This is a genomic window from Variovorax sp. 05N34 (genome assembly GCF_056397405.1).
In genome coordinates, this window is the sequence record NZ_JBFTNI010000002.1 from 257770 (window position 1) to 273914 (window position 16145).

Here is a 16145-nt window from a genome sequence, read left to right on the forward strand (position 1 = left end):
GGGCAGAGGCCAGGGCGCATCATTTCGCGATACCGACGGCCTTCATGGTCGCGCCGAGTTCGGCGTCCGACTTGGCCATGTATTTTCCGAAAGCCTCGGGATCCGCGTAGACGACGCCAAATCCGCGCGAAGCCATGAAGTCCCCGTACTCCTTGCTGGCGGCGACTTTCTTCACCGCGGCGCCCAGGCGATCGCGCACCTCCGGCGGGATGCCCTTGGGAGCGACGATGCCGCGCCAGGCGGCCATCGTCCAATCGCTGCCCGTGACGGACTTCAGCGTCGGGATGTTGGGGTACAGCGCCGACGGCTTGTCGCTCATGATGGCCAGGCTCTTGACCTTGCCCGCGTCGATCAGCGGCCGCGCTTCGGGTAGGGAGACCGGCGCGATGTCGATGCCGCCGGCCACCATGTCCTGAAGGCCGGGCGCCGCGCCATTGCTGGGTACCCATGCAACGGCCGCCGGGTCGATCTTCTGGTCGCGCAGCAGGCCGGCAATCGCGAGATGCCAGATGCCGCCCTGCCCTGTCCCGGATGCCTTGAGCTTGCCCGGATTCGCCTTGATGGCCGCGAGCAGGTCAGTCACGCTCTTGTAGGGTGCGTCGGCGCGGACCTCGATCGCCGACGGATCGGCGTTGACCAGCCCGATGGGCGTGTACGACGCACCTGAAAGCTCGGTCAAGCCTTGCCAGTGCATCATGCCGATTTCGACCGTTGCGAGTCCGATCGTGTAGCCATCCGGCGGTGCCGAGGCAATGGCGGCATGGCCCACCACGCCGCTGCCGCCGGTGCGGTTCACCACGGTCACCGGCTGGTTCAGTTCCTTCTCGAGCAGACTCGCGACGATGCGCGCCGTGGCATCCGTGCCGCCACCAGCGCCCCAAGGCACGATGAGCGTGATCGGCCGGGTCGGATAGGTCTGGGCCAGCGCGGACGTGCCGGAAGCCAACACGATCATTCCAGCGGCAAGCGCATGCAGGACAAGGGAACGGCGAGAACGGACGTGCATCGTCATCTTGGGTGTCTCCTTTTTGAGCCTAGGCAACCCATTTCTCGCACTGTTTTCGCTAAAGAGCACTAGGGCGAATTACGCCTTGCGGCCGTGATCAGCCTGTGGTCAGGATCGCGGGCCGCCGGAAATGAGGCAAGGTCAATCTTGCGCAACGCGCACGACCACCTTGCCGAAGTTTCCGCCCTGCAGCAGCCGTATGAGTGCGTCGGGTGCCTGCTCCAGTCCGTCGACGACGTCTTCCTGCAACTTCACGCGACCGGCGGCGATCCAGGCGCCCATCTCGCGCCGGAATGCGTCGAAGCGCTCGCCGTAGTGGTCGAGGATGATGAAGCCCTGCATGTGGATGCGCCGGGCCAGCAGCTTGGACATCAGGCCCGGCAGGCGATCAGGGCCCGTCGGCTTGTCGGCATCGTTGTAGTGCGAGATGAAGCCGCATACGGGCACGCGCGCGCCGATGTTCAGCAACGGCAAGACGGCGTCGAACACCGCTCCGCCGACGTTCTCGAAGTACACATCGATGCCGTCAGGGCATGCCAGGGTCAGCAGCTCTGCGAAGCGCGGGTCATGCCGATCGACGCAGGCATCGAAGCCAAGCACCTCCACCGCGGCGCGGCACTTGTCCGCGCCGCCCGCGATGCCGACCACGCGCGCGCCTTTCAATCTGGCCAGTTGCCCGACCACAGCCCCAACAGCACCGGTCGCCGCCGCCACGGCCACCGTCTCGCCCGCCTTGGGCTTGCCGATATCGAGCAGGCCCACATAGGCCGTGAAGCCCGTCATGCCGAGGCCGCCCAGCGCGAACGAAGGCTGCGCCATGTCGCCTAGGGCCAGCAGGTCGCCGCCGTCTGACAACGCGTTGTCTTGCCAGCCGGCGTTCGCCAGCACCAGTTCACCCACCGGCACCTTTGCGTTGCGCGACGCCACCACGCGGCTGACTGTGCCGCCGACCATGGTGGCGCCGAGCGCGACGGGCGGCGCATAGCCCGGCCCAACGGCCTCCATCAGGTTGCGCATGTAGGGATCGACGGAAAGGTAGAGCGTCCGCAGCAGCACTTGGCCCTCGGCTGGTTTCGGTACAGCCTCGGTCTGAATGCGGAAGTCTTGCGGTGTCGGCAGGCCGCGCGGATGAGCAGCAAGCGCGATGCGACGGTTGACTGAATTCATGGATGACATGTCGAGTTCGAGATCAAGCGATCGCCGGCCGAGGTCCAAAACGCAGCGTCAGCAGCAGACCCAAAGCGACAGCCACGACTGCAAAGATCGGCCCACCGAGCGCTCCGACATGGTCGACCAGCATGCCGCCGCCGATCGCGCCGATCGCAATGGCGATCTGGAACGCTGCCACCAGCAAGCCGCCCGCGCCCTCGGCCTGGTCCGGCGCGACACGCACGATCCAGGTCTGGAATCCCACGGGGAACGCGCCAAACGCGAAGCCCCACAGCGCAATGGCGCCTGCCGTGACGACAAACGAATCGCCGGCCACCCACAAGCTCGCGGCCATCGCCACGATCAGCGCCGCACCCGACACAATCGCCCGGCGTTCGCTGCGTTCGGCGATGAAGCCGCCCGCAAAGTTGCCGAAGAAGCCGCCGATGCCATAGGCCAGCAGAACGCCGGAGATCGCGCTGACCGACAGATGCGTGACGTTCTCCATCAAGGGGCGGATGTAGGTGAAGCCCGCGAAGTGGCCGGAGATCACCAGCAGCACGGCCAGCAGCGCAACGCGCACGCCGGAGCGCTGCAGCAACTGGCCCAGCACGCGCAGGTTCGGGTTGTCGCGCGGAGGCAGCGACGGCACCGTGAGGACCTGCACGAGGAGCGTCAGCACACTGACCACGCCTGCAGCCATGAACGCGCTGCGCCAGCCCCACATCGCGCCCATCCACGCACCGATGGGCGCGGCGCTGACGGTGGCCACCGAGACGCCGGTGAGCACGAGCGACATCGCACGCGCAAAGAGGTTCTCCGGGACCAGCCGCATCGCGAGCGCCGCGGCCATCGACCAGAAACCGCCGAGTGCCACGCCCAGCAGCACGCGCGCGACCAGCAGCGCAGGCAGACTGTGCGCCGTGACCGCCAGGACGTTGGAGATCACCAGCAGCACCATCAACGCCAGCAGCACCGACTTGCGATCGAAGCGGCGGGTGAGCAGCGGGATGGCAGGTGCGGCCACGGCACCGACCAGCGCGGTGGCGGTGACGGCCTGGCCCGCAGCACCGTTGCTTACCCCAAGGTCATTCGCGATGGCCGTCAGCAGGCTCGCGGGCAAGAACTCTGCGGTGACGAGCCCGAACACGCCGAGCGCGAGCGAAGCCACTGCGGGCCAACGAGCCGACGCTTCGGTGTTGGGAGAGGTGGCAAGAAGCGCTGGCGCTTGCGCGCCGGCTGCGATGCATTCTGAGCAAGATGAAGAGGGCACAAGGTCATTCGGTTGTTGGAAGCAGACAAGAAAGTGTAGGAATACCATCCCGGCGATCCCATACCTGAATATCCGAAATGCTTGACGATTTCTCCAACTCATCGCGTGATGCGCCGATGGACCGATCCGACTCCACCGGAAGCCTCGACATGCTCACGCGCATCCTGCTGGACCTGCGCCTGGACGGTGTGGAATACGGACGCTGCCTGATGCACGCGCCCTGGGCCATCGCATTCCCGGCGCAGCGCGATGCGCGGTTTCACTTCGTCGCGCACGGCGCCTGCTGGCTGCACACCGCGTCGACTGGCTGGCTGCAGCTCAACCCGGGCGACGCGGTGCTGCTGCCCAGAGGCAGCGCCCATGTGCTGGCCAGCGACCCGAAGGTGCCCGCGTTGGACATCGGTTCGCTGGGGCGCGTGCCCGTTTCCGACAACATCTACCTAGTGCGCGGAGCCGACGAACGCAACGACGCAGCGCCCGCCGACGTGATGTTCTGCGGCGCCATGCGCTTCAACCTAGACCCGCTGCACCCACTGCTGGCGATGATGCCGGACGTCATGCGCGCGGGCGACCTTGCCAAGAAGGATCCCACGGTGCCCGTGCTGCTGAACGCCATGGAGCGCGAGATCGCGCTGGACCGCATTGGCGCCTGCGGCATCCTCGCGCGCATGGCGGACGTGCTGGCCGCCACCATCATCCGCGCATGGGTCGAGTGCGAATGCAGCGACTCCACGGGTTGGATCGCCGCCGTGCAGTGCCCCAAGGTCGGCAAGGTGCTGGCCGCCATCCATGCCGACCCGGCGCGCGACTGGAGCGTGCCGACGCTGGCCAAGTTGATGGGCGCGTCGCGCTCGAGCTTTGCCGAAGCCTTCAGCGCCACGGTGGGCGAGAGTCCGGCAAAGTACGTCGCCAAGCTGAAGATGGCGCAAGCCCGCCGCTGGATTGCCAACGACGGCGTGCGCGTGGCCGTGGCGGCCGATCGACTGGGCTATGACTCGGAGGCCTCCTTCAGCCGCGCGTTCAAGCGGATCGTCGGGCACTCCCCGAGCGCCGCACGCGGGGCGCAGCAGCCTTCAGCTTTTCAGCGCGCGATCTGATTCGGTGCCCTCTTACTCCTCTTCATCGTCCTCTTCATCGAAAGTCCTGCCCAATGCCTACGCCAGAGACCATTGAACGCTTCGTCGCACTCGTCGAGGCCAACACCCACGCGGAGGCCGTCGAGGCCTTCTATGCTCCCGACGTCGTGATGTACGAAAACCAGTCCGCGCCGCGGGTCGGCCGCGATCAGGCAATCGCCAACGAGCGCGGGATCCTCAAGAAGACGAAGGCCATTCGCTCGCACTGCGTGAGACCCGTGATGGTCAGCGGCGACCACGTGGCCATTCGCTGGATCTTCGAGTTCGACTGGCTCGATGGCACGCGCACCCACATGGAGGAAGTCGCATGGCAGCGCTGGCAGGACGAACGCATCGTCGAGGAAACCTTCTTCTACGACCCCGCGCAGAGAATCCCCAAGTAGAGCGTCTCGTGCTGATGAAACCCACCCTGCCCCAACTCATGAGCCTCAACGGCGGCTTCGTGGACACAGCCGGCTTCCTCGCGCTGCATGGCCTGTTCACGGCCCATGTGACGGGCAACTTCGTGACCATCGGCGCGGCATTTGTGCATGGAAGCTCGGGCGCCCTCACCAAGCTGCTGGCCTTGCCCGTGTTCTGCGCTGTGGTGGTGCTCGCGCGCTGGCTGAGCTATGGCCTCCCGGGGCTGGGGCTCCCCGAGCTGCGCACGATGCTGGTGCTCAAAACGGCCCTGCTGCTGGTGGGCGGTGTGCTCGCGATTCGCTTCGGCCCTTTCCCGGATGGCGACAGCGCGATGGCGATGCTCGCTGGCCTTGTGCTGGTATCAGCCATGGCGATCCAAAACGCCGTGCACCGCATCCACCTCGGCAGCGCGCCCCCCACGACGCTGATGACCGGCACGACGACACAGGTGATGATCGACCTGGCCGACCTGCTGCGCGGCGGGCAGCCACCGGAAGAAGCCGCCGCCGCGCGGGCTCGCATGCGGCGCATGGCCGCGGCGGTGGCCTGGTTCGCCGCGGGCTGCGCGGCAGCCGCGCTCATCTTCATGCGGTGGAACGTGTGGTGCTTTGCGGTGCCGCCTGTGCTGGCCGCATGTTCGGTGCTGCTGCAACGCGGCACGCACGAGGGCGAGGCGGCAGCGGCGCCGCCGGTCTCGGTGCCTCACCTGTAGAGCTGGCGCGCCCTTGCGGACGCAAGCAGCGTCAGCCCTGGATGAACGCCAGCAGGTCGGCATTGACCTGATCGGCGTGGGTGTTGCAGGTGGCGTGCGGCGCACCAGCGTAGACCTTGAGCTGGGCGCCCTTGATCATTTGCGCTGCGAGCTTTCCCGTCGCCTCGATCGGCACCACCTGATCATCGTCGCCGTGAATCACGAGCGTGGGCACGTCGATCTTTGCCATGTCGGGGCGGAAGTCGGTCTCAGAGAACGCCGTCACGCAGTCGATGGTGGCCTTGATCGAAGCCTGCAGCGCGATTTGCAGCGTTTGCTTGAACACGCCCTGCGACACCTTCGCCCCGGGGCGGTTGGTGCCGTAGAACAGTGTGCTGAAGTTGTCCAGGAACTGCGGACGATCGGCGGCCAGCCCGGCGCGGATGCCGGCGAACAGCGAAGCATCAGGGCCCACCGGATGGTCGGCCGTTTTCATGAAAAGCGGCGTCACGGCGCTGATGAGCGCAAGCTTGGCGACGCGCGCTGAGCCCTTGCGCGCGATGTAGCGGGTGACGTCGCCGCCGCCCATCGAAAAACCCGCGAGGACCACATCCTTCAGGTCGAGCTTCTCGATCAGCTCGGCAATGTCGTCGGCGAAGGTGTCGTAGTCATAGCCGGTCCAGGGCTGACTCGAGCGGCCAAAGCCGCGGCGGTCGAAGGCAATGGTGCGGTAGCCGCGCTCAGCGAAGAACAGCATCTGGGCGTCCCACATGTCGGCGCTCAGGGGCCACCCGTGGCTGAAGACGATGGGCTGGCCCGAGCCCCAGTCCTTGTAGTAGAGCTCGGTGCCGTCGCGCAAGGTGAGAGTGGTCATGGATTTTTCTGTGAAGTGAAGGGGAACGAAGGATCAGAGCGAAAGAAAGTGATGCGCCACCGGCTTCTCGGGCCCGATGTGGAAACGCACAGCCTCGCTCTGCAGATCGGCATCGGCGTGCGAGACGCGGTGATGCTGGCGCAGGTGCTCGGCCCATGATTCCACCAGGAACCACTCCATCACGCGCTCGGCGTCGCCTGTGTGCTCGGTCACCCCCCAGGCATAGGCACCGTCGCGGCGGCGCTCCAGGGACAGGCGCTTCATCGCGTCGAGGAATGCGGGGCGGTCTTCCTTGCGGATGCGGTACTCGATCTGCACCATCACCGGGCCACGGTCGTTCGCGACGGGCTCGGTCACCAGCGGCTCGGGCCAGTGGTTGGATGCCTGCAGGTCCGACTCGCCCGCAGGCAGCCTCGCACGATGGAACAGCAGCGCCACGACCAGGAGGCCGGCAGCGCCCGCCACGAGTGTGTACGGCACCCCGATCGCCTGCGCCACAAGGCCCCAGCCGAGGCTGCCAGCCGCCATCGCGCCATTGAACACGGTGAGGTACACCGCCAGTCCGCGACCGCGCACCCAGTTCGGCAGGATCGCCTGCGCCACGCCGTTGAGCGTGGTCAGCGCAATGATCCAGCCCAGGCCCAGCAGCAACAGCAGCAGCAAGGCCAGCCACTTCGGCGGCGCGAACACCAGCGCAGCCATAACGCTGGCAGTGATGACCGACGCCAGCAGCACCAGGCCATCGGCGTCGAGCAGCGCGCGCAGGCGCGGCATGACGAGCGCGCCTGCGATGGCGCCTGCGCCCACCGCCCCCAGAAGCACGCCGTAGAAGCCGGCCGTTCCGCCCAGCATCTGACGCGCCACGAGCGGCAGCAGCGCCCAAACCGAACTCGCGAACAGGAAGAACACCGCCGCACGCAGCATCACGCGGTGCAGTTCCTTGCTGGCGCGCGTGTAGCGCAAGCCGGCCCGGAAGGCGCCCAGGAAGTTCTCCGACAGCCCGCTGTCCACCGCGGCCGGGCGCTTCCACCAGATCAGCGCGGCAATGACGAAGACATAGCTCAGCACGTCGGCGCCGTAGGTCAGGGCTGCGCCGAAGCTCGCAAGGATCAGCCCGCCCGCGGCAGGCCCGATCGATCGCGCGATGTTGATGCCCAGTGAATTCAATGCCACCGCGCTCTTCAGGTCGGACCTGGGCACCAGTTCGGGCACGATCGACTGCCACGTCGGCCCCATCAGCGCCGCACCGATGCCGCCCACGAAGGTCAGCGCGATCAGGTACTGGACAGTGAGCGAGCCCGTGTGCGAGAGCACCAGCAGCGTGCCGCTGACGCTCGCGAGCACCAGCTGCACGAAGATCAGGAAGCGGCGGCGGTCGAGGATGTCCGAGAGCACGCCCGCCGGAATGGCGAGCAAGAAGATCGGCAGCGTGGCCGCCGTCTGGATCAACGCCACCGCGGTGGGGCTGGCCGAAAGATCGGTCACGAGCCAGGAACTGGCCACGTCGCGCATGAAGCTGCCGATGTTGCCGAACACGGTGGCGGTCCACAGCACGGCGAACACCGGCTGGCGCAGCGGCGCAAAGCCGCTCGCAGCCTTCGCGGAACCTGCGGGTTCTGCAGAGACTGCAGGAGTCGGGGAGTCGGTGATCTCAGCCATTCGCGCGCGCCTTCAAGTCATGCCACGCCACCAGCAGGAAGCCGCCGACCAGCCCGAGGTGCTCGAAGAACGAGTTCGCGGCCATGAAGCGTTCGGGTTGCGGCATTTCCCAGAAGCGCAGCGCCACGAACGTGGCGAACAGCGTGAACGCGCCCAGCGCCAGGGCGCCCAGCCAGCGGTAGAAGCCCGTCAGGATGAGGGCCGAGGCACCCAGTTCCAGCACGATGACGGCCATGGCCATCGGCGCCGCGGGAGACACGCCGAAGTGGTTCATCTCGGCAACGGCGGACGCGAAGTCGGTGGCCTTGTTGAAGCCGCCCTGCAGGTAGGCAGCGCACAGCAGCAGCAAGGCGATCCAGCGCAGCGCGGGTGAAAGGGTCCAGCGCATCTCAGACCGCCCAGCAGGCGCAACCGAGCGCGCCCCAGAAGCTCTTCAGGTCGGCAATCGGCAGCTTGCTGCTCCATGCGGTGGCGTGCCGGTGCCCGTGCACGTTGCAGGTGTTGGCGCAGGCGCAGTCCGCTGCAGCCTTGCGCAGCACCTTCTGCATCGGTGCGCCCTCCTTCGTGTCGGCCCAACCTGCATAGCCGCCGAAGGTGCGTGCGGGCGACCAGTCGGGCATGGCTGCGGGCGGTGTGCCTTCGTCGAGTGAGGCGAACGGGCCGGCGCCGTAGACGATCTTGCCGCCCACCATGGTCAGCAGCGCCGTGGTGTCTGCAATGTCCGATTCAGCGCACGCGAAGTAGTCCCGGTCGGGCACGATCAGGTCAGCCAGTTGGCCGGCTTCGATGCGGCCCTTCTTGCCGACCTCGTTGGAGAACCAGGTCACCTTTTCCGTCCACATGCGCAGCGCGGTCTCGCGGTCCACGCAATTGCGCTGCGGGTAGAGCTGCATGCCGCCCACGGTGCGGCCCGTGACCAGCCACGACAGGGACACCCACGGGTTGTACGAGGCCACGCGCGTCGCGTCGGTGCCAGCCGAAACGTTCACGCCCTTCTCCAGCATGCGCTTGACCGGCGGCGTGGCCTCGGCCGCGCCAGCGCCGTAGCGCTCGACGAAGTACTCGCCCTGGTAGGCCATGCGGTGCTGCACGGCAATGCCGCCGCCCAGCGCCGCGATGCGGTCGATCGACTTTTCGGAGATGGTTTCGCAATGGTCGAAGAACCAGTTCAGGCCCGCCAGGGGCGTGTCCTGGTTGACCTTCTCGAATACATCGAGTGCGCGGTCGATGGTCTCGTCATAGGTGGCGTGCAGGCGCCATGGCCAGCGGTTCTGCGCGAGCACGCGCACGACCTCCTCGAGCTCGCCTTCCATCTCGGGCGCCATGTCGGGACGCGGCTGGCGGAAGTCCTCGAAATCCGCCGCGGAGAACACGAGCATCTCGCCCGCGCCGTTGTGCCGAAAGTAGTCGTCGCCCTGCTTGTACCTGGAGGTGGCCGTCCAGTTCAGGAAGTCCTGCTTTTCCTGTTTGGGCTTCTGCGTGAACAGGTTGTAGGACAGACGGATGGTGAGTTGGCCGGCATCGGCCAGCTGCTGGATCACCTGGTAGTCCTCGGGGTAGTTCTGGAAGCCGCCGCCCGCATCGATGGCGCCGGTCACGCCCAGCCGGTTGAGCTCGCGCATGAAGTGGCGGGTCGAGTTGACCTGATAGTCCAGCGGCAGCTTCGGGCCCTTGGCCAGCGTGGCGTAGAGGATGGACGCATTGGGCTTTGCGAGCAGCAGGCCGGTGGGGTTGCCTGCGCCGTCGCGGACGATCTCGCCGCCGGGCGGCGCCGGCGTGTCCTTGGTGTAGCCCACGGCGCGCAACGCTGCACCGTTGAGCAGCGCGCGGTCGTACAGATGCAGGATGAACACGGGCGTGTCGGGCGCCACCGCGTTGAGCTCGCCAATGGTCGGCAGGCGCTTCTCGGCGAACTGGTGTTCGGTGAAGCCGCCCACCACGCGCACCCATTGCGGCGCCGGCGTGATCGCAACCTGGCGCCGGAGCATGCCCATGGCGTCCGCCAGGCTGCGCACCCCGTCCCAGCGCAACTCGAGGTTGTAGTTGAGTCCGCCGCGGATGATGTGCAGGTGGTTGTCGATGAGGCCCGGCAACACGGTCTTGCCTTGCAGATCGATCACGCGGGTTCCGCTGGCGGCCAGCGGCAGCACGTCTTCACGGCGGCCGACGCGCAGGAAGCGTCCGTTCTTGATGGCCACGGCGCTGGCCACGGGGTTGGCTCGGTCCAGCGTGGTGAAGCGTCCGTTGTGAAGAATCAGATCGGGTGTGTCGTCTCCCGCCATGTCGGATTTCCTTGAAGCATCGGGTAGGGCCATCGCCGTTCCAGCAATGGCAGCGCCGAGTGTGCCCAGGCACAGCCGGCGGCGTTGTTCGTCGAAAGAATCGCTCATCACGTCTTGCGTGCCGTGGCGGCCGGGGCCGCCTTCTCGGATTGCGGCAGCTCACCGAACACATGCGGCTTGACCTGGTGGTGCAGCCACGAGGTGGTCACCGCGTCGGGCTTGAGCACGCTTTTGATGAGCGGCGGGATCTGCTCGCCGAGCAGGATCCCCAGAAGTCCGACAAGCGCAATGACCGGCGGGGCCGGCGAGCGCACCTGGAACAGCGCATAGATCACGCCGACCAGCAGGCCGAGCGCAAGCGACAGAACGTAGGGCTTCATCTTGATCACCAACCCGCTCAGCCTTCGTGCGCGCCGAACATGGTCTTGGCGTAGGTCACGCCCAGGCCGTAGGCGCCGCCGAACTTCCTCGCGATGCCGGTGGTCAGCTCGTAGGTGTCGGTGCGGGCCCAGTCGCGCTGGAGTTCGAGCAGGTACTGCAGCGAGGTCATGGGCCGCGCCCCAGCCTGCACCATGCGGTCGATCGCGCGGTTGTGCGCCTCGGCGGACACGTCGCCGCACGCGTCGGCGATCACGAACACCTCGAAGCCCTGGTCGATGGCCGACAGCGCAGGCCCGACGATGCACACGCCGGTCCACAGGCCCGACAGCACGATGCGCGGCTTGCCGATTTCGTTGACGCGTGCGATGACGGCCGCGTCTTCCCAGGTGTTCATCGATGTGCGGTCGAGCATCTTCTGACCCGGGAAGGCATCGGTGATTTCGCTGAACATCGGGCCCGAGAAACTCTTCTCGGCCACGGTGGTGAGGATGGTCGGCACGCCGAAGCCGGCAGCGGCATTCGCGACCAGCGCCGCGTTGTTGCGCAGGTTGACCGCGTCGATCGAATGCGTGGCAAAGGCCATTTGCGACTGGAAGTCGATCATGACCAGCATGTGGTCCTTGGGGGTGAGGAGCTTGGCGCCGGCGGTCGGGGTGGCTTGGATGGACATGTAGTAACTCGGTGTTGAACGGGTTGTGGGCATGCATCCTCGTTTTAGCAAGGGTGCGTGTCTTGTCGATTAATCAGATGTTTTGGACGTTCGCCGACCCTCGAAGGGCAGACAGTTTCATGTGCCGGTGCGCCCAAGTGCGGAGGCCACTGCGGCGGATTTCCGGCATGATTCGCTCCTTTGCGATGTTCGAGTTCGATTGAATTCACTCTTGGCGCCCGGAGGATTTCCGAGTGACGGAATGAATCTTCGGGCCGGAGGCGTGGCCCTTCGGCGAAACTTTTAGGCCTCTATGAGCGAATTTTTCGAACATCGCCCGACAAACCTGTTCATCGCCAAGGAACCCCCGCGTGCTCAAGCTCAGCCTGGAAGCCATCGAGGTGGTCGACGCCATCGACCGCCACGGCTCGTTCGCGGCCGCCGCCGTGCGCCTGAACAAGGTGCCCTCCACGATTTCCTATGCGGTCGGCAAGCTCGAAGATCAACTCGGTATGCAACTGTTCGAGCGCAACGGCCCACGCGTGACGCTGACCGCCGCCGGCAGCGAAATGCTCAAGGAGGGGCGCTGGCTGCTGGGAGCTGCGAGCGAGCTCGAGTCGCGCATGCGGCAGATCGCCACCGGGTTCGAATCGGAGCTGCGGCTGGTGCACGACTCGCTGATCCCGACAGTGGCGCTCATCGATGATGTGCGCGCCTTCGAGGCCCTGCGCTGCGGCACGCGGCTGCGCATCGGCTGCGAGGCGCTCACCGGCAGTTGGGAGGCGCTGCGCGAGGGCCGTGCCGACGTGGTCATCGCCGCGGGCGAAGGGCCTGCGGGCGGCGGCTACGAGGCAGTGATGGTGGGCAGCCTCGACTTCGCCTTCTGTGTCGCGCCCACCCATGCCCTGACGCGCGTCAAGCGGCCACTGGGGCGCGGCGACCTTCTGGAGCACAACGCCATCGTGGTGAGCGACAGCGCGCGAACGCTGTCCGAACGCACGGTCGGACTGCTCGCGGGACAGCCACGGATCGCCGTGCCCTCGATGGCCGCCAAGGTGGCCTGCCAGGTCGCCGGACTCGGGCATGGTTTTCTGCCGCGCGCCTGCATCGGCGGCGAACTGGCACGTGGCACGCTGGTCGAGCTGCAGACCGAGGAACCGCGCCCGCCCGAGGCGTTCTGGCTCGGCTGGAAGAACGGCGTGATGGGGGAGGCCCTCAAATGGTGGGTGAAGCAGCTGAACCGGCAGTTGGTGCCCGCCTTGTTGCCGAAATCAGTGTGATGCCAAGGTGCCTGCGGGACGCGCTCTAGCCGTGGATCTTCTCGCCTCGTGCCAGCATCGCCACGAGCTTTTCGATCCGACGGGAACGTGTCTCGGGCTTCTTGGCAGTCTCGATCCGCCACAGCACGGCATAGCGGTTCGCGCTGTCCAGTTGGGTGAAGAAACCCAGTGCTTCGGGCTGGGCGTCGAGTGCAGTCTGCAGATCAGGCGGCACCACCGCCGTTCGCGCGCCGGCGTAGGCTGCGTCCCATCGCCCGTCGGCTCTGGCTCGGTCGATCTCGGCCATTCCAGTGGGCTGCATTCGACCCGATTCGATCAACGCCTCCGCTTTCGCGCGGTTGACTTTCGACCACAAACTCCGCGCACGTCGCGGTGAGAAGCGCTGCAGCCAGTGCTGTGCGTCAACAGACTTCTTCTGCCCGTCGATCCAGCCGAAGCAAAGCGCCACTTCCAGTGCCTCCGGGTAAGTGACGGTCGCCTTCTCGGCACCCGCTTTCGCAATGAGCAGCCAAATGCCGTCGGATGTCGAACAGTTCTTCCGAAGCCAAGACTCGAAGGCGCGTTGAGTTGCAAATCGACGTGGATCAGGCACTGTAGGTTTCATCGGTTATCGCGGGAAGTGTACGTGTCGCACTGACGGAGGAGAGTTTGGGAAGAGGTGTCATTCTTAACTCCTAGGCTGGAACCGCACTCGAATCCCGGTTTCGGAAAGCCGCATTCAAATAGCGAATACCTCATTCGTTCTTCGCATATGACTTCCAATAATGGGTCCAGTAGTCTGCGGATCCGTGACATATCTCGATGGTGGCGGTCGAAAAGCTCTCCGTCCAGAAGTGCTTCCACCTCGCGAGCGCGCGCGTCGCCGCAGACTCTTGAACTCATCGACCGCGACCAGCAGCTGAAGATGCCGCAGGCGGATCTTCGACGTCAGTCTTGCGAAAAGCACTGGAGACGAAATGGCTTGGCGGCTCATCGAAGACGGCCTTCGGCGATTGAAATTGAACCAAGCTCGTACGATGCCAAAGCCGCGCGATGGTGGACGCCAAGACGTCCACCTGCCGTGTAGAGCAAACGAGGGTTCGCTCTTGTCGGATTCAGTCCGCGTATTCGCCAGCGTCCTTGATCACCTTCGCCCAGCGGTTCTTCTCCGCTTCCAAGAACTTCCTGTGATTTGCCGGCTCGAGCCGGTCGTCGGTCACAACGGTCAGGCCAAGCGCCTCCTCGCGCTTGATCAACTCAGGGTCTTTCAACGCGGCGCGGAGCGCAGTGTTCAGCTTGGCGACCACGGCCGGCGGCGTTCCCTTGGGTGCGTAGAGCCCATGCCAGACTTGCACATCGAAGTCCTTGAGGCCCGATTCCGAAAGCGTCGCGGTGTCCTTGAGAGCCGGCAGCGGCAAGCGCTGCAGGCTCGTCACGCCATAGGTCTTGACCTTCTTGCCTTCGATCTGCGGCACCGCGTTGACGGCTTGCTCGCACATGAGGTCGACCTGGCCGCCGATCAGGTCGGTCATGGCGGGAGCCGTTCCCTTGTAGGGGACCGTCGTCATGGTGGTCTTCAGCGCGTTCTGGAACATCAGGCCGCAAAGGTGCGATGCGGATCCCAGTCCCGCATTGGCGATGTTCACCTTGTTCCCGTTCGCTGCAATCCATTGACGAAGCTCGGCAAAGTTGTTGGCCGGGAGCGAGGGCTTGCCAATCACCACCGAGGGCGCTTCGTTGACGAGGCCCAGCGTCTCGAAATCGTCAGGCACCTTGTAGCTCAGCTTCCGGTACAGGGCAGGCGCAGTCGCCATGCCGATGTGGTTGACCAGTAGGGTGTAGCCATCCGGAGTGGCTCTGGCTACCTTGGCCGAACCGATCGTGCCGCCCGCGCCGATGACGTTGTCGACGACGATGGTCTGGCCCAGCGGCTTGCGGAGCGCCTCGGCAAGGTCGCGAGCGATCCTGTCGGTCGGGCCGCCCGCGGCGAACGGCACAACCAGCGTGATCGGCTTGTCCGGAAATTCAGCGAGGGCCACGGAAGCGGCGCTGGCCAATGCCACGCCGGCAATGAAGCGCATTGAGCGCATTGAACGCGTTGAATTGATCATGTCTTGTCTCCTGTATTTTTTGTTGAACTTCAGGCCGACAGGGCCTGCATCTCGCGATACAGATCGGCCTTGCCTTCAAAGCCGATGCCGGGGAGGTCGGGCAGCGTGACGAAGCTGTTTTCCACCTTCACGCCGTCCGGGAAGCCACCGAAGGGCTGGAAAAGATCGGGGTACGACTCGTTGCCCCCCAGGCCAAGGCCCGCGGCAATGTTGAGCGACATCTGGTGGCCGCCGTGCGGGATGCAGCGGCTTGCCGACCAGCCGTGCTCCTTGAGCATGTCGAGCGTGCGCAGGTACTCCACCAGCCCATAGCTGAGGGCGCAATCGAACTGCAGCCAGTCGCGATCCGGGCGCATGCCGCCGTAGCGGATCAGGTTGCGCGCGTCCTGCATGGAGAACAGGTCTTCGCCGGTGGCCATCGGGTTCTTGTAGAAATTGCGCAGGGCGGCTTGCAGCTCGAAATCGAGCGGATCGCCCGGCTCCTCATACCAGAAGAGGTCGTATTGCGACAGGGCCTTGGCGTAGGCGATCGCCGTCTCCAGGTCGAAGCGGCCGTTGGCGTCGACGCAGAGCTTCTGCCCGTCTTGCAGCACCTCCATGATGGAGTCGATGCGACGCAGGTCCTCGTCGAGGGAGGCGCCACCGATCTTCTTCTTCACGACCGTGTAGCCGCGGTCGATGTAGCTGCGCATCTCGTCCTGCAGCTTCTTGTGGTCCTGCCCCGGATAGTAGTAGCCGCCCGCGGCATAGACGAAGATCTTGCGGTTGGGCTTGCCGTTGCCGTATCGGTCCGCAAGGAGCTGGAAAAGCGGTTTCCCTTCAATCTTCGCGACAGCGTCCCAGACGGCCATGTCGATCGTGCCGATGGCGACCGATCGCTCCCCGTGGCCGCCGGGCTTCTCGTTGGTGAACATGGTGTTCCAGATCTTGTGCGGGTCGAGGTTGTCGCCCGTCGCATCGATCAACGAAGAAGGATCCGCTTCCATGATCCGAGGGATGAAGCGCTCGCGCATCAGCTTGCCTTGGCCATAGCGGCCGTTTGAATTGAAGCCATAGCCGACCACTGGCTTGCCATTGCGGATCACGTCGGTGACGACTGCGACGAGGCTCAGCGTCATCTTGCTAAAGTCGATGTACGCGTTTCGAATCGGCGAACTGATCGGCATCGTCTTCTCTCGGATCTCGACAATCTTCACTCTTGACTCCTGATGTGTATGCAAAAGCGTGATATTGACGGCCTGCCGCGCGTTTGAACAATGCTCTTTTTCTTGCC

16 protein-coding genes are annotated in these 16145 nt (G+C 65.4%); 4 read left to right on the forward strand and 12 right to left on the reverse strand.

Going from position 1 to position 16145, the window contains the following annotated elements; all coding sequences use genetic code 11:
• Nucleotides 1–19 precede the first annotated feature (19 nt).
• From AC1DMA_RS05605 to AC1DMA_RS05615, 3 genes are all read right to left on the reverse strand, one after another.
• Nucleotides 20–1006, reverse strand: coding sequence for a tripartite tricarboxylate transporter substrate binding protein (locus AC1DMA_RS05605; protein WP_478124689.1), 987 nt, complete (start codon nucleotides 1004–1006; stop codon nucleotides 20–22).
• Between the two features lie 141 nt (nucleotides 1007–1147).
• Nucleotides 1148–2182: an NADP-dependent oxidoreductase gene (locus tag AC1DMA_RS05610; protein ID WP_478143543.1), complete on the reverse strand. Its 1035-nt coding sequence runs from the start codon at nucleotides 2180–2182 to the stop codon at nucleotides 1148–1150.
• A 13-nt stretch (nucleotides 2183–2195) separates the two neighbouring features.
• The gene (locus AC1DMA_RS05615) at nucleotides 2196–3428 is read right to left on the reverse strand and encodes an MFS transporter (protein WP_478143544.1); all 1233 of its coding nucleotides are present in this window, start codon (nucleotides 3426–3428) and stop codon (nucleotides 2196–2198) included.
• Between the two features lie 116 nt (nucleotides 3429–3544).
• Between AC1DMA_RS05615 and AC1DMA_RS05620 the strand changes: the two genes are divergently transcribed.
• Genes AC1DMA_RS05620 through AC1DMA_RS05630 form a run of 3 tightly spaced genes read left to right on the forward strand, consistent with a single transcriptional unit; the run spans nucleotide 3545 to nucleotide 5678 of the window.
• Nucleotides 3545–4525, forward strand: a complete 981-nt coding sequence (locus AC1DMA_RS05620; RefSeq protein WP_478143963.1) for an AraC family transcriptional regulator — start codon at nucleotides 3545–3547, stop codon at nucleotides 4523–4525.
• Nucleotides 4526–4578: 53 nt separating this feature from the next.
• A complete protein-coding gene (locus AC1DMA_RS05625; protein WP_478143545.1) occupies nucleotides 4579–4947 on the forward strand; it encodes a nuclear transport factor 2 family protein in 369 nt (122 codons plus the stop codon).
• A 14-nt stretch (nucleotides 4948–4961) separates the two neighbouring features.
• The gene (locus AC1DMA_RS05630; RefSeq protein ID WP_478143964.1) at nucleotides 4962–5678 is read left to right on the forward strand and encodes a YoaK family protein; all 717 of its coding nucleotides are present in this window, start codon (nucleotides 4962–4964) and stop codon (nucleotides 5676–5678) included.
• A 31-nt stretch (nucleotides 5679–5709) separates the two neighbouring features.
• Here the strand turns inward: AC1DMA_RS05630 and AC1DMA_RS05635 are convergent, their stop codons facing one another.
• The 6 genes from AC1DMA_RS05635 to AC1DMA_RS05660 all read right to left on the reverse strand — a co-directional run bounded on the left by AC1DMA_RS05635 (nucleotide 5710) and on the right by AC1DMA_RS05660 (nucleotide 11523).
• The gene (locus AC1DMA_RS05635; RefSeq protein ID WP_478143546.1) at nucleotides 5710–6531 is read right to left on the reverse strand and encodes an alpha/beta fold hydrolase; all 822 of its coding nucleotides are present in this window, start codon (nucleotides 6529–6531) and stop codon (nucleotides 5710–5712) included.
• Nucleotides 6532–6564: 33 nt separating this feature from the next.
• Nucleotides 6565–8190, reverse strand: coding sequence for an MFS transporter (locus AC1DMA_RS05640; protein WP_478143547.1), 1626 nt, complete (start codon nucleotides 8188–8190; stop codon nucleotides 6565–6567).
• On the reverse strand, nucleotides 8183–8578 hold the full coding sequence (locus AC1DMA_RS05645) for a DoxX family protein (protein WP_478143548.1): 396 nt from the start codon (nucleotides 8576–8578) through the stop codon (nucleotides 8183–8185). Before AC1DMA_RS05645 ends, AC1DMA_RS05640 begins: the two co-directional genes overlap by 8 nt.
• 1 nt (nucleotide 8579) lies before the next feature.
• The gene (locus tag AC1DMA_RS05650) at nucleotides 8580–10472 is read right to left on the reverse strand and encodes an amidohydrolase (RefSeq protein ID WP_478143965.1); all 1893 of its coding nucleotides are present in this window, start codon (nucleotides 10470–10472) and stop codon (nucleotides 8580–8582) included.
• Nucleotides 10473–10579: 107 nt separating this feature from the next.
• Nucleotides 10580–10852 carry a DUF1427 family protein gene (locus AC1DMA_RS05655; protein WP_478124143.1) on the reverse strand — a complete coding sequence of 91 codons (273 nt, stop codon included), beginning with the start codon at nucleotides 10850–10852 and terminating at the stop codon, nucleotides 10580–10582.
• Nucleotides 10853–10869: 17 nt separating this feature from the next.
• Complete coding sequence (locus AC1DMA_RS05660) at nucleotides 10870–11523, reverse strand: hydrolase (protein ID WP_478143549.1); 654 nt, start codon at nucleotides 11521–11523, stop codon at nucleotides 10870–10872.
• 350 nt (nucleotides 11524–11873) lie between these two features.
• Between AC1DMA_RS05660 and AC1DMA_RS05665 the strand changes: the two genes are divergently transcribed.
• Nucleotides 11874–12782, forward strand: coding sequence for a LysR family transcriptional regulator (locus AC1DMA_RS05665; protein WP_478124145.1), 909 nt, complete (start codon nucleotides 11874–11876; stop codon nucleotides 12780–12782).
• Between the two features lie 25 nt (nucleotides 12783–12807).
• On the opposite strand, the gene AC1DMA_RS05670 is transcribed toward AC1DMA_RS05665, so the two are convergent.
• The 3 genes from AC1DMA_RS05670 to AC1DMA_RS05680 form a co-directional block, all read right to left on the reverse strand.
• The gene (locus AC1DMA_RS05670) at nucleotides 12808–13386 is read right to left on the reverse strand and encodes a YdeI/OmpD-associated family protein (RefSeq protein ID WP_478143550.1); all 579 of its coding nucleotides are present in this window, start codon (nucleotides 13384–13386) and stop codon (nucleotides 12808–12810) included.
• Nucleotides 13387–13876: 490 nt separating this feature from the next.
• Nucleotides 13877–14851, reverse strand: coding sequence for a tripartite tricarboxylate transporter substrate-binding protein (locus AC1DMA_RS05675; RefSeq protein ID WP_478143966.1), 975 nt, complete (start codon nucleotides 14849–14851; stop codon nucleotides 13877–13879).
• A gap of 50 nt (nucleotides 14852–14901) precedes the next feature.
• Nucleotides 14902–16068 (reverse strand): mandelate racemase/muconate lactonizing enzyme family protein, encoded by a 1167-nt coding sequence (locus AC1DMA_RS05680; protein ID WP_478143551.1) that lies wholly within the window; start codon nucleotides 16066–16068, stop codon nucleotides 14902–14904.
• Nucleotides 16069–16145: the final 77 nt, after the last annotated feature.

Bases quoted from the DNA above. Each gene is read 5' to 3' on its own strand.
- AC1DMA_RS05635 (WP_478143546.1), bottom strand. From the start codon at position 6,531: ATGACCACTCTCACCTTGCGCGACGGCACCGAGCTCTACTACAAGGAC.
- AC1DMA_RS05650 (WP_478143965.1), bottom strand. From the start codon at position 10,472: ATGGCGGGAGACGACACACCCGATCTGATTCTTCACAACGGACGCTTC.
- AC1DMA_RS05660 (WP_478143549.1), bottom strand. From the start codon at position 11,523: ATGTCCATCCAAGCCACCCCGACCGCCGGCGCCAAGCTCCTCACCCCC.
- AC1DMA_RS05610 (WP_478143543.1), bottom strand. From the start codon at position 2,182: ATGTCATCCATGAATTCAGTCAACCGTCGCATCGCGCTTGCTGCTCAT.
- AC1DMA_RS05670 (WP_478143550.1), bottom strand. From the start codon at position 13,386: ATGAAACCTACAGTGCCTGATCCACGTCGATTTGCAACTCAACGCGCC.
- AC1DMA_RS05625 (WP_478143545.1), top strand. From the start codon at position 4,579: ATGCCTACGCCAGAGACCATTGAACGCTTCGTCGCACTCGTCGAGGCC.
- AC1DMA_RS05630 (WP_478143964.1), top strand. From the start codon at position 4,962: ATGAAACCCACCCTGCCCCAACTCATGAGCCTCAACGGCGGCTTCGTG.
- AC1DMA_RS05655 (WP_478124143.1), bottom strand. From the start codon at position 10,852: ATGAAGCCCTACGTTCTGTCGCTTGCGCTCGGCCTGCTGGTCGGCGTG.
- AC1DMA_RS05640 (WP_478143547.1), bottom strand. From the start codon at position 8,190: ATGGCTGAGATCACCGACTCCCCGACTCCTGCAGTCTCTGCAGAACCC.
- AC1DMA_RS05645 (WP_478143548.1), bottom strand. From the start codon at position 8,578: ATGCGCTGGACCCTTTCACCCGCGCTGCGCTGGATCGCCTTGCTGCTG.
- AC1DMA_RS05605 (WP_478124689.1), bottom strand. From the start codon at position 1,006: ATGCACGTCCGTTCTCGCCGTTCCCTTGTCCTGCATGCGCTTGCCGCT.
- AC1DMA_RS05620 (WP_478143963.1), top strand. From the start codon at position 3,545: ATGGACCGATCCGACTCCACCGGAAGCCTCGACATGCTCACGCGCATC.
- AC1DMA_RS05675 (WP_478143966.1), bottom strand. From the start codon at position 14,851: ATGCGCTCAATGCGCTTCATTGCCGGCGTGGCATTGGCCAGCGCCGCT.